Origin of the sequence: Mycobacterium sp. (genome assembly GCF_046095365.1) — a bacterium.
Taxonomy (GTDB): Bacteria; Actinomycetota; Actinomycetes; order Mycobacteriales; family Mycobacteriaceae; genus Mycobacterium.
The window spans coordinates 1-12,036 of record NZ_JBJTJF010000188.1; the positions used below are offsets into that span (position 1 = coordinate 1).

At 70.4% G+C, this 12,036-nt stretch carries 15 protein-coding genes; all 15 read left to right on the top strand.

Annotation, left to right across the window (positions count from 1 at the left end):
- Window positions 1–263, top strand: a 263-nt coding sequence (locus tag ACKOQ4_RS14035; RefSeq protein ID WP_526292850.1) for a DUF6285 domain-containing protein, incomplete at its 5' end; no start/stop codon positions are given.
- Window positions 264–423: 160 nt separating this feature from the next.
- On the top strand, window positions 424–840 hold the full coding sequence (locus ACKOQ4_RS14040) for a hypothetical protein (RefSeq protein WP_526292852.1): 417 nt from the start codon (window positions 424–426) through the stop codon (window positions 838–840).
- 78 nt (window positions 841–918) lie between these two features.
- Window positions 919–1,302, top strand: coding sequence for a nuclear transport factor 2 family protein (locus ACKOQ4_RS14045; protein WP_526292854.1), 384 nt, complete (start codon window positions 919–921; stop codon window positions 1,300–1,302).
- 39 nt (window positions 1,303–1,341) lie between these two features.
- A complete protein-coding gene (locus ACKOQ4_RS14050) occupies window positions 1,342–1,854 on the top strand; it encodes a YceI family protein (protein ID WP_526292856.1) in 513 nt (170 codons plus the stop codon).
- 20 nt (window positions 1,855–1,874) lie between these two features.
- Entirely contained in the window at window positions 1,875–2,276 is a 402-nt protein-coding gene (locus tag ACKOQ4_RS14055; protein WP_526292858.1) for an Rv3143 family two-component system response regulator, read from the top strand.
- A gap of 60 nt (window positions 2,277–2,336) precedes the next feature.
- Window positions 2,337–2,696 (top strand): NADH-quinone oxidoreductase subunit A, encoded by a 360-nt coding sequence (locus ACKOQ4_RS14060; protein WP_526292860.1) that lies wholly within the window; start codon window positions 2,337–2,339, stop codon window positions 2,694–2,696.
- Window positions 2,687–3,241: an NADH-quinone oxidoreductase subunit B gene (locus ACKOQ4_RS14065; protein WP_526292862.1), complete on the top strand. Its 555-nt coding sequence runs from the start codon at window positions 2,687–2,689 to the stop codon at window positions 3,239–3,241. The genes ACKOQ4_RS14060 and ACKOQ4_RS14065 overlap by 10 nt, the downstream gene beginning before the upstream one ends.
- 53 nt (window positions 3,242–3,294) lie before the next feature.
- Window positions 3,295–3,921, top strand: coding sequence for an NADH-quinone oxidoreductase subunit C (locus ACKOQ4_RS14070; protein WP_526292876.1), 627 nt, complete (start codon window positions 3,295–3,297; stop codon window positions 3,919–3,921).
- On the top strand, window positions 3,918–5,219 hold the full coding sequence (nuoD, locus tag ACKOQ4_RS14075) for an NADH dehydrogenase (quinone) subunit D (protein WP_526292864.1): 1,302 nt from the start codon (window positions 3,918–3,920) through the stop codon (window positions 5,217–5,219). Before ACKOQ4_RS14070 ends, nuoD begins: the two co-directional genes overlap by 4 nt.
- Before the next feature lie 28 nt (window positions 5,220–5,247).
- Window positions 5,248–5,949 (top strand): NADH-quinone oxidoreductase subunit NuoE, encoded by a 702-nt coding sequence (gene nuoE / locus ACKOQ4_RS14080; protein ID WP_526292866.1) that lies wholly within the window; start codon window positions 5,248–5,250, stop codon window positions 5,947–5,949.
- Between the two features lie 17 nt (window positions 5,950–5,966).
- Entirely contained in the window at window positions 5,967–7,268 is a 1,302-nt protein-coding gene (gene nuoF / locus ACKOQ4_RS14085; protein ID WP_526292878.1) for an NADH-quinone oxidoreductase subunit NuoF, read from the top strand.
- Window positions 7,265–9,622, top strand: a complete 2,358-nt coding sequence (locus tag ACKOQ4_RS14090) for an NADH-quinone oxidoreductase subunit G (RefSeq protein WP_526292868.1) — start codon at window positions 7,265–7,267, stop codon at window positions 9,620–9,622. Before nuoF ends, ACKOQ4_RS14090 begins: the two co-directional genes overlap by 4 nt.
- The gene (gene nuoH, locus ACKOQ4_RS14095; protein WP_526292870.1) at window positions 9,619–10,854 is read left to right on the top strand and encodes an NADH-quinone oxidoreductase subunit NuoH; all 1,236 of its coding nucleotides are present in this window, start codon (window positions 9,619–9,621) and stop codon (window positions 10,852–10,854) included. Before ACKOQ4_RS14090 ends, nuoH begins: the two co-directional genes overlap by 4 nt.
- Window positions 10,847–11,377, top strand: coding sequence for an NADH-quinone oxidoreductase subunit NuoI (gene nuoI / locus ACKOQ4_RS14100; protein WP_526292872.1), 531 nt, complete (start codon window positions 10,847–10,849; stop codon window positions 11,375–11,377). Before nuoH ends, nuoI begins: the two co-directional genes overlap by 8 nt.
- Window positions 11,374–12,036, top strand: a 663-nt coding sequence (locus ACKOQ4_RS14105) for an NADH-quinone oxidoreductase subunit J (RefSeq protein WP_526292874.1), incomplete at its 3' end; no start/stop codon positions are given. The genes nuoI and ACKOQ4_RS14105, both read left to right, overlap by 4 nt.

The window sequence follows — 12,036 nt, forward strand, 5'->3', positions numbered from 1 at the left end:
GGGCCGGCACCACCGGCGCGGTCAACTTCCACGCCCTGGTCGCCGCCAACGCGCTGCGCATCGTCGAACGTGAGCTGCTCGACGACACCGCCGCCGAACCGCTGGCCGCGCTCCGCCGACTGGGATATCCGAGCGAAGCCGGGCTGTCGGCCGCAATCCGCGCCGGCGAACTGGACCGGCGGGCACCCGAGGCGCTGGCCTGCCTGCGCTCAGTCGTCGGTCATCGCTTAGCGATTTCTAATCCGGGGTATTTGCGGCGGTAGCTGGGCGCGTCGGCGGTGGTGCGGTTCACGCACGTCAGAAGTGACTTTCGTCCCGTCCCGAATACTTGCCTCTAAGCTGAGAGTTAGGTTAGAGTGGCATGAGTGCCCGCTTTGGGTCACCTCAATAGGACATATAAGGGGATGGTTCACGATGAACAAGATGAAGTGGAAGGTTGCGGCCGCCGTCGTGGCCACCGCGGCCGTCGTCTCGGCGCCGCTGGCTGACGCCAAGCCCGGCAACGGAAACGGAAAGAAGCCGGTCAACCCGCCTGGGCAGACCATCTCGGCGGTCGCCAAGAGCGGCGGCGGCGCGGCCGGTGTGCTCGGCGCCCTGGCCGGGCTGAAGCCGAACAACAAGGGGATCAAGAACGCCCTCACCCAGGTGACCAAGCCGAAGCCGACCCCGACGCCGACGCCCACTCCGACGCCGACCCCCCCGCCGACGCCCACGCCGACGCAGACGCCCACTCCGACGCCGACGCCCACTCCGACGCCGGACCCGACTCCGACGCCGACCCCGACGCCGGACCCGACTCCGACGCCCACTCCGACGCCGGACCCGACACCGGCCCCGTAGTTCGCGTCGAGACTGCGCCCAGATCGCCTTTTCAGCCGAAATCGTGATCTGGGCGCAGTTTCGGTATTGCCTGGAGTCATGACGGACCTCGACGACCTCGCCGACCGGATGTTCGGCGCGATCGAACGCGCGGACACCGCCGCGCTGGCCCGGATGTGGTCGGACGACGTCGTCGTCTGGCGCCTCGGCGGCGGCGGGGAACGCGACAAGACGCGCGCCCTGAAAGTCATCGAGTGGTTCGTCGACGCCACCTCCGAACGCCGCTACGAGGTCCTCGACCGGCAGGTCTTCGAGGGCGGCTTCGTCCAGCAGCACATCCTGCACGCCCTCGACCGGGCCGGCACGCCAATGGCTTTCCGGGCCTGCCTGGTGGTCAAAGCCGGCCCCGACGGCCGGGTCGGCCGGATCGACGAGTACCTCGATCCCGCCGATCTGGCTCCGCTGACCGCGACCCGGGGATAGCGCACACCACCCCGGCCGCTGGGCCTACCATCGGCTCGCATGACACTGCAGAGCCTGCTGTCCGACCCCGCCCTGGCCGGAGCCTGGACCCTCGAGCCCGAGCAGTCCTCGGTGCGGTTCACCAGCCGGACGCTGTGGGGACTGATACCGATCAACGGCCGGTTCACCGAGTTCAGCGGCGAGGGCCGGATCACCCCGGACGGCGGACTGTCGGGACGGCTGGTGATCCGGGCCGACTCGGTGCGCACCGGCATCGGCATGCGCGACCGGCACCTGCGGGCCGCGGACTTCTTCGACGCCGCCAACCACCCGGACATCGTCGTGGACGTGACCGCCGCGCCCTCGGCCGGACAACTCGCCGCGACCCTGACCATCCGCGGCACCACACTGGAGGCGCCGCTGCGGGCCTCGCTGGAACGCCAGGGCGCCAACAGCCTGCAGATCACCGCGCGCGGCGAGATCGACCGCACCCGCTGGGGCGTCAGCGGGAACATGCTCGGGATGATGCCGCCGGGCACCGTGCTGGCCGTCGACGCGGTCTTCGTTCGGTGAGCGCGACCGGGGGCCGTAGCATGACCCCCGTGTCCGGCCCGCTTCGAATCCTCAACTACAGCAGCAACGCCCATACCCGCGAACAGGTTCGGCTCGCGCTCGGGACCCGCGTCCACCCCGACCTGCCCGAGCTGGACTACACCGACGTCGCCACCGGTCCGATGGTGATATCCCTGATGGACGCCGGCGGTTTCGACCTGGTGATCCTCGACGGGGAGGCCACGCCGGTCGGCGGGCTGGGGATCGCCAAGCAACTCAAGGACGAGATCGCCGACTGCCCGCCGGTGCTGGTTCTGACCGGCCGCGCCGACGACGCCTGGCTGGCCAGTTGGTCCCGGGCCGAGGCCGCCGTACCGCACCCGCTCGACCCCATTGAGCTGGGCGAAGCGGTGGTGGGCCTGCTGCGTTCGCCGGTCCGGTAGGCCCCCGCTACGCTGTCCGACAGGTCAGTCCACGCGCGCTAGCCGAGGAGTAGGGATTACGTGAGTCTGTACACCCCGATCCTGGTGTTGGGGGCCATCGCGACCGCATTCGCGGTGGTGTCTCTGGTAGCCGCGCTGGTGGTCGGACCCCGCCGGTACAACCGGGCCAAGCTGGAGGCCTACGAGTGCGGGATCGAGCCGCTGGCCGTCAACCCGGTCGGTCAACGCTTCCCGATCAAGTACTACCTGACGGCAATGCTGTTCATCGTTTTCGACATCGAGATCGTCTTCCTCTACCCCTGGGCGGTGGCGTTCGACGGGCTGGGCACCTTCGCCCTGGTCGAGATGGCGATCTTCATGGCGACCGTGTTCGTCGCGTATGCCTATGTGTGGCGACGGGGGGGTCTGGAGTGGGATTAGAGGAGTCCTTGCCGGGCGGCATCCTGCTGTCGACGGTGGAGAAGGTCGCCGGTTTCGTCCGTGCCGGGTCGCTGTGGCCCGCTACCTTCGGATTGGCTTGCTGCGCAATCGAAATGATGGCCACCGCCGGGCCGCGGTTCGACATCGCCCGGTTCGGCATGGAGCGGTTCTCGGCCACCCCGCGCCAGGCCGACCTGATGATCGTCGCCGGCCGCGTCAGCCAGAAGATGGCGCCGGTGCTGCGCCAGGTCTACGACCAGATGGCCGAACCCAAGTGGGTGCTGGCGATGGGCGTGTGCGCCTCCAGCGGGGGGATGTTCAACAACTACGCGGTGGTGCAGGGGGTGGACCACGTCGTGCCGGTGGACATCTACCTTCCCGGCTGCCCGCCCCGGCCGGAGATGCTGCTCAACGCGATCCTGGCGTTGCACACCAAGATCTCCGAGATGCCGCTGGGCGTGCACCGCGCCGAGGCGATCGCAGCGGCCGAGCAGGCCGCGCTGGCCGCCCAGCCCACCATCGAACTGAAAGGCCTGCTGCGGTGAGCGAATCGGGCCACAACACCGTCGGCGGAGAGCGGATCGGCGTGCGGCGCGGGATGTTCGGCGGCAGCGGCACCGGCGACACCTCGGGTTACGGCCGGCTGGTGCAGCCGGTGACGCTTCCCGGCGGTACGCCGCGGCCGTACGGCGGATACTTCGACGACGTCGTCGACCGGCTCGCCGACGTGCTGGGGCCGCAGGTTTTCGACGACGCCGTCCAGCGGGTAGTCGTGCACCGCGACCAACTGACGCTGGACGTCCACCGCGACCATCTTCCGACCGTGGCCTCGGCGCTGCGCGACGACGAACGTCTGCGCTTCGAATTGTGTTGCGGCGTATCGGGTGTGCACTACCCCGACGACACCGGCCGGGAGTTGCACGCGTTCTATCCGCTGATGTCGATCACCCACAACCGCCGCATCCATCTGGAGGTGGCCTGTCCGGACGACGACCCGCACATCCCGTCCCTGTTCGCGGTCTACCCGACCTGCGACTGGCACGAACGTGAGACCTACGACTTCTTCGGCATCGTCTTCGACGGCCACCCGGGGCTGACCCGCATCGAGATGCCCGACGACTGGGTGGGCCACCCGCAGCGCAAGGACTATCCGCTCGGCGGGGTGCCGGTGGAGTTCAAGGGCGCCCAGATCCCGCCGCCCGACCAGCGCAGGTCCTACCGATGACGACCGCCGAAGACCCCGTCGTCGTCCTGGGCGGTCAGGACTGGGACGAGATCGTCACCGCCGCGCGCTCCGGTGAGGCAGGCGAGCGCATCGTGGTCAACATGGGACCGCAGCACCCGTCCACCCACGGCGTGCTCCGACTGATCCTGGAGATCGAGGGCGAGACCGTCGTCGAAGCCCGTTGCGGCATCGGCTTTCTGCACACCGGCATCGAGAAGAACCTGGAATACCGCACCTGGACCCAGGGTGTGACCTTCGTTACCCGGATGGACTACCTGTCCCCGTTCTTCAATGAGACCGCCTACTGCCTCGGGGTGGAGCGGCTGCTGGGCATCACCGACGACATCCCCGAGCGGGCCTCGGTGATCCGGGTCATGCTGATGGAGTTCAACCGGATCTCCTCGCACCTGGTGGCCCTGGCCACCGGCGGGATGGAACTGGGCGCGATGACGCCGATGTTCTTCGGCTTCCGGGAACGCGAACTGATCCTCACGCTGTTCGAGGCGATCACCGGGCTGCGGATGAACAACGCGTTCATCCGTCCCGGCGGCCTCGCCGCCGACCTGCCCGAGGACGGCCCGCAGCGGGTGGCCGAGGTGCTCAAGATCCTGCCCGACCGGCTGCACGAGATGGCCGACCTGCTCACCGAGAGCCACATCTGGAAGGCCCGCACCCAGGGCGTCGGGTATCTGGACCTGACCGGCTGCATGGCGCTGGGCATCACCGGCCCGGTGCTGCGCTCCACCGGACTGCCGCACGACCTGCGCAAGACCCAGCCGTACTGCGGTTACGAGACCTACGACTTCGACGTCGTCACCGACACCGCGGCGGACTGCTACGGCCGCTATCTGATCCGGGTCGGTGAGATGCACGAGTCGCTGAAGATCATCGGCCAGTGCCTGGAGCGCCTCGAGCCGGGTCCGGTGATGATCTCCGACAAGAAGCTGGCGTGGCCGGCCGACCTGCAACTCGGCCCGGACGGGCTCGGCAACTCCCCGGCCCACATCGCGAAGATCATGGGCACCTCGATGGAGGGTCTGATCCACCACTTCAAACTCGTCACCGAGGGCATCCGGGTGCCGGCCGGCCAGGTCTACAGCGCGGTGGAGTCGCCGCGCGGCGAACTCGGCGTGCACATGGTCTCCGACGGCGGGACGCGTCCCTACCGGGTGCACTACCGGGATCCGAGCTTCACCAATCTGCAGGCGGTGGCGGCGATGTGCGAGGGCGGGATGGTCGCCGACGTCATCGCCGCGGTGGCGAGCATCGACCCGGTGATGGGCGGCGTGGACAGGTGACAGTACCCAGGACGAACAGAAGGTACCGATGAGCGTCGAGTTGACCCTGGGCCCGCGGCCCGACGAACCCGGCCCCCCGATCGGCGGGCCGGACTCCTATCCGGCCGATGTCACCGCACGGCTGGCCGCCGACGCCGCCGTCGTCGTCGCCCGCTATCCCCAGGCGCGTTCGGCGCTGCTGCCACTGCTGCATCTGGTGCAGGCCGAGGACGGCTACCTCACGAAGGCCGGAATCGCTTTCTGCGCGGCGCAATTGGATCTGACCGAGGCCGAAGTGACGGCGGTCGCCACCTTCTACTCGATGTACCGGCGCACACCCACCGGTGAGTACCTGGTCGGGGTGTGCACCAACACGCTCTGCGCGATCATGGGCGGGGACGCCATCCTGGAGACCCTCGAGGCCGAACTCGGCATCCACCACGGCCAGACCACCGCCGACGGCACCATCACTCTGGAGCACGTCGAGTGCAACGCGGCGTGCGACTACGCTCCCGTGGTCATGGTGAACTGGGAGTTCTTCGACAACCAGACACCCTCCAGCGCAGTCGAACTCGTCGCCGCGCTGCGCGAGGGCCGCACCGTGACCCCGACCCGCGGGACGCTGTGCCGGTTCCGCGAGACCGAGCGGACGCTGGCCGGCCTCGGCCCGCACCCGGGCGACGACAGCGGTCCGGGCGCGGCCACCCTGGCCGGGCTGCGGGCGGCCCGTGCCGAGGGAGGGACCCCGTGAACGCCCCGCGGACCCCCGTGCTGACCCCGGTGCTGAGCCGGTTCTGGGACGCGCCGCGGCCGTGGACCCTGCAGACCTACCTCGACCACGACGGCTACCGGGGCCTGCGCAGGGCGCTGGCGATGACACCGGAGGCCGTCACCGCCGAGGTCAAGGAGTCGGGTCTGCGCGGCCGCGGCGGGGCGGGCTTCCCGACCGGCACCAAGTGGTCGTTCATCGACGCCAACTCGCCCAAGCCGAAGTACCTCGTCATCAACGCCGACGAGTCCGAGCCCGGCACCTGCAAGGACATGCCGCTGCTGCTGACCACCCCGCACTTCCTGATCGAGGGCGTGATCATCGCCTCCTACGCGATCGGCGCCCGGCATGCCTTCGTCTATCTGCGCGGCGAGGTGGCCCCGGTGCTGCGCCGGCTGCAGGCCGCCGTCGACGAGGCCTACGCCGCGGGCTACCTGGGCACCGACATCCTGGGCTCGGGCTTCGACCTGGACCTGATCGTGCACGCCGGGGCGGGCGCCTACATCTGCGGCGAGGAGACCGCGCTGCTGGACTCGCTGGAGGGCCGCCGCGGCCAGCCGCGGCTGCGCCCGCCGTTCCCCGCCGTCGCCGGTCTGTACGCCTGCCCGACGGTGGTCAACAACGTCGAGTCGATCGCCAGCGTGCCGCCGATCCTGGCCAACGGGGTGGACTGGTTCAAGTCGTTCGGCACCGAGAAATCCCCCGGTTTCACCCTGTACTCGCTGTCCGGCCACGTCACCCGGCCCGGACAGTACGAGGGGCCGCTGGGCGTCACGCTGCGCCAGTTGCTCGACTGCGCCGGAGGCGTGCGGGCCGGCCACGAGCTGAAGTTCTGGACGCCGGGCGGGTCGTCGACTCCCCTGCTGACCGCCGAGCACCTCGACGTGCCGCTGGACTACGAGGGCATCGCCTCGGTGGGGTCGATGCTGGGCACCAAGGCGCTGCAGATCTTCGACGAGACCACCTGCGTGGTGCGCGCGGTGCGCCGCTGGACGCAGTTCTACGCCCACGAGTCCTGCGGCAAGTGCACGCCGTGCCGGGAGGGCACCTACTGGCTGGCCCAGATCTACGAGCGGCTGGAGACCGGGCGCGGCACGCAGGAGGATCTGGACAAGCTCTTCGACATCTCCGACGCCATCAACGGCAAGTCGTTCTGCGCGCTCGGCGACGGCGCGGCCGCGCCCATCATCAGCTCGCTGCAGTACTTCCGCGCCGAGTACGAGGCCCATGTGTTCGGCGGCGGCTGCCCGTTCGACCCGTACGCCTCCATGCTCGCCGCCCCGCAGGGGGTGGGCTCGTGACCCAGGCGCCCACCGAGACCGAGCTGGTCACCGTCACCATAGACGACACCACCCTGTCAGTTCCCAAGGGCACCTTGGTGATTCGGGCTGCCGAGCTGATCGGCGTGCAGATCCCGCGGTTCTGCGACCACCCGCTGCTCGAGCCGGTCGGCGCCTGCCGGCAGTGCCTGGTGGACGTCGAGGGGCAGCGCAAGCCGCTGGCCAGCTGCACCACCACCGTCAGCGAGGGCATGGTGGTGCGCACCCAGATGACCTCCGAGGCCGCCGACAAGGCGCAGCAGGGCGTGATGGAACTGCTGCTGATCAACCACCCGCTGGACTGCCCGGTGTGCGACAAGGGCGGCGAATGCCCGCTGCAGAACCAGGCGATGTCCAACGGCCGGGCCGAGACCCGGTTCACCGACGTCAAGCGCACCTTCCCCAAGCCGATCAACCTGTCCAGCCAGGTGCTGCTGGACCGCGAGCGGTGCGTGCTGTGCGCGCGCTGCACCCGCTTCTCCAACCAGATCGCCGGCGACCCGTTCATCGAACTGCTCGAGCGCGGCGCCCTGCAGCAGGTCGGTATCGCCGCCGGGGAGCCGTTCGACTCCTACTTCTCCGGCAACACCGTGCAGATCTGCCCGGTGGGGGCGCTCACCGGGACCGCCTACCGGTTCCGGGCGCGGCCGTTCGACCTGGTTTCCTCGCCGAGCGTGTGCGAGCACTGCGCCTCGGGCTGCGCCCAGCGCACCGACCACCGCCGCGGCGTGGTGCTGCGCCGGCTGGCCGGGGACGACCCCGAGGTCAACGAGGAGTGGAACTGCGACAAGGGGCGGTGGGCGTTCGCCTACACCCGGGTCGGCGACCGGATCACCACCCCCTTGGTGCGCGGGGAGGACGGGGCGCTGCGCGCCGCGTCCTGGTCCGAGGCACTGGCGCGGGCCGCCGCCGGACTGGCCGGTGCCCGGGCCGGGGTGCTGGTCGGCGGGCGGGTCACCGCCGAGGACGCCTACGCCTACGCGAAGTTCGCCCGAATCGCACTGGGCACCAACGACATCGACTTCCGGTCGCGCCCGCACTCGGCCGAGGAGGCCGATTTCCTGGCTGCCCGGGTCGCCGGCCGGCCGATGGGCGTGAGCTACTCCGACCTCGAGTCCGCCGCGGCCGTGGTGCTGGCCGGACTCGAGCCCGAGGACGAGTCGCCGATCGTCTTCCTCCGGTTGCGCAAGGCGGTCCGCAAGCGCGGCCTGCCGGTGAAGACCATCGCGCCCTTCGCCTCCCCCGGCACGACGAAGCTCTCCGCCCGGCTGATCCCCACCGCACCCGGCGCCGAGGCCGCCGCCCTGGACGCACTGGCCGGCGAGCTTCCCGACGGCGCGATCATCCTGGTCGGCGAGCGGCTGGCCACCAGTCCCGGTGCGCTGTCCGCGGCGGCGCGGCTCGCCGACAGAACCGGGGCCCGGCTGGCCTGGATCCCGCGCCGGGCCGGCGAACGCGGCGCACTCGACGCCGGCTGCCTGCCGGCCGTGCTGCCCGGCGGCCGTCCGGTCGCCGATCCGGTTGCGCGCCTGCAGGTCCGCGACGTCTGGCAGGGCCGAGACGTCCCGGCCGAACCGGGCCGGGACACCACCGGCATCCTGGCCGCCGCCGCGCACGGCGAGCTGGGTGCGCTCGTGGTGGGCGGGGTGGAGCCGGCCGACCTGGCCGACCCGGACGAGGCACTGGCCGCGATCGCGGCGGCCGGCTTCGTGGTCAGCCTGGAACTGCGCGAGTCGGCGGTGACCGCCCTGGCCGACGTGGTCTTCCCGGTGGCGCCGGTCGCCGAGAAGGACGGCTCGTTCACCGACTGGGAGGGCCGCACCCGGCCCTTCGACGCCGCGCTGTCCTCCAACGCGACACCGGATCTGCGGGTGCTGTCCACGCTGGCCGCGGAACTGGGCGTCGACCTCGGGTTGGGCACGACCGCGCAGGCCCGCTCCGAGATGGCCGCACTGGGCGGCTGGGACGGCGCCCGCCCGTCCGGACCCGACGTCGCCGCCGGGCCGGGCGCCGTGCCGGGAAGCGGTGAGGCGGTGCTGGCCGGCTGGCGGATGCTGTTGGACGCCGGGCGGTTACAGGACGGCGAGCCGCACCTGGCCGGGACGGCCCGGCCGGCGGTGGCCCGGCTCTCGGCGGCGACCGCGGCCGGCGTCGGCGCCTCCGGGGCGGTGACGGTGTCCACCGGGCGCGGCTCGGTGACGCTGCCGCTGGAGGTCACCGACATGCCCGACGCAGTGGTCTGGCTGCCGCTGAACTCACCCGGCAGCGCGGTGCACACCCAGCTCGGCGTCACCGCCGGGGCGGTCGTCCGCATCGAATCAGGGGGACCGCAATGACACATCCCGACCCGACGACATATCCCGACCCGACGGTGTTCGGCCACGACCCGCTGTGGCTGATCCTGGTCAAGGCGGTCGCGGTGTTCGGCTTCCTGCTGCTGACCGTGCTGGTCGCGATCCTCGCCGAGCGGAAACTGCTGGGCCGCATGCAGATGCGCTACGGCCCCAACCGGCTGGGCCCCTTCGGCCTGCTGCAGTCCGCCGCCGACGGCATCAAGCTGGCGCTCAAGGAGGGCCTGGTACCCGCCGGCGTGGACAAGCCGATCTACCTTCTGGCGCCGGTTATTTCGGTGATCACCGCGATCCTGGCCTTCGCCGTGATACCGCTGGGACCGGTGGTGTCGGTGCTCGGCCACCGGACCCCGCTGCAGCTGACCGACCTTCCGGTCGCCGTGCTCTACATCCTGGCGATCACCTCGATCGGGGTGTACGGGATCGTGCTGGCCGGCTGGGCGTCGGGATCCACCTACCCGCTGCTGGGCGGGCTGCGGTCCAGCGCCCAGGTGGTCTCCTACGAAATCGCCATGGCGCTGTGCTTCGCCTCGGTGTTCCTCTACTCGGGCACCATGTCCACCTCGGGCATCGTCGAGGCCCAGACCCACACCTGGTACGTGCTGCTGCTGCTGCCGTCGTTCGCGGTGTACCTCACCTCGATGGTCGGTGAGACCAACCGCGCACCGTTCGACCTGCCCGAGGCCGAGGGCGAACTGGTCGGGGGCTTCCACACCGAGTACTCCTCGCTGAAGTTCGCGATGTTCTACCTCGCCGAGTACGTCAACATGACCACCGTCTCCGCGCTGGCGACCACCCTGTTCCTCGGCGGCTGGCGCGCGCCCTGGCCGATCAGCATGTGGGCCGGCGCCAACTCCGGATGGTGGCCGCTGCTGTGGTTCGTCGTGAAGGTGTGGCTGTTCCTGTTCGTGTTCATGTGGCTGCGCGCCACCCTGCCCCGGCTGCGCTACGACCAGTTCATGGCGCTGGGCTGGAAGCTGCTGATCCCGATGTCGCTGGTGTGGATCCTCGTCGTCGCCGTGCTACGCGCCACCGGCGTCAGCAGCATCCCGGTCAACCTGGCGGCCGCCGCGCTGCTGCTGGCCGTGCTGGTGGGCCTGAACCGCCTGCGGCGCAGGCACATCCGGCGTTCGCTGCCGCCGCCTGTGCCTCCGCCGGCCGGATCGTTCCCGGTTCCGCCGCTGCCCGCTTCGGCTAAGGAGGCCGCTAATGCCTAAATTCCTGGACTCCGTCGCCGGCTTCGGGGTGACCCTGTCGACGATGTTCAAAAAGCCCATCACCGAGCAGTATCCGGAGAAGCCCGGCCCGACCGCGCCGCGCTACCACGGCCGCCATCAGCTCAACCGGCATCCCGACGGACTCGAGAAGTGCATCGGCTGCGAACTGTGCGCCTGGGCCTGCCCGGCCGACGCGATCTTCGTCGAGGGCGCGGACAACACCGAGGAGGAGCGGTTCTCCCCCGGTGAGCGCTACGGGCGCGTCTACCAGATCAACTACCTGCGCTGCATCGGCTGCGGGCTGTGCATCGAGGCCTGCCCGACCCGGGCGCTGACCATGACCAACGACTACGAGATGGCCGACGACAACCGCGGTGACCTGATCTACGGCAAGGACAAGCTGCTCGCCCCGCTGCAGCCGGGCATGGCGGCCCCGCCGCACGCGATGGCGCCGGGGACCACCGACGACGACTACTACCTGGGCCGGGTCGGCCCGTCGCAGGACCGGGAGGTGGAGCGGTGACCGCCGAGGCCGTCGCGTTCTGGGTGCTCGGCGCCATCGCCCTGGCCGGGGCGATCGGTGTGGTCGCCGCGCCCAAGGCGGTCTACTCCGCGCTGTTCCTGGCCTCGACGATGATCGCGCTGGCCATCCTCTACGTCGTGCAGGACGCCCTGTTCCTCGGCGTCGTGCAGGTGGTGGTCTACACCGGCGCGGTGATGATGCTGTTCCTGTTCGTGCTGATGCTCATCGGTGTGGACTCCGCGCAGTCGCTGGTGGAGACCATCCGCGGACAGCGGGTCGCCGCCGCTCTGGCCGGGGTCGGCTTCGGCGTGCTGCTGATCGCCGGGATCGGCAACATGGCCGCCACCGGTTTCGCCGGTCTGGAGAAGGCCAACGAGGGCGGCAACGTCGAGGGCCTTGCGGTGTTGATCTTCACCCGCAACCTCTGGGCGTTCGAGCTCACCAGCGCACTGCTGATCACCGCGGCACTCGGCGCGATGATCCTGGCCCACCGGGAACGCTTCGAACGGCGCAAGACCCCGCGCGAGATGGCCATCGAGCGCTTCCGCGGCGGCGGCCGGCCGACCCCGCTGCCCCATCCGGGGGTCTACGCGCGGCGCCACGCCGTCGCCCGGCTCGCCCTGCGGCCCGCCGGCGCCGAGGCACTGTCCTCGGGCCGC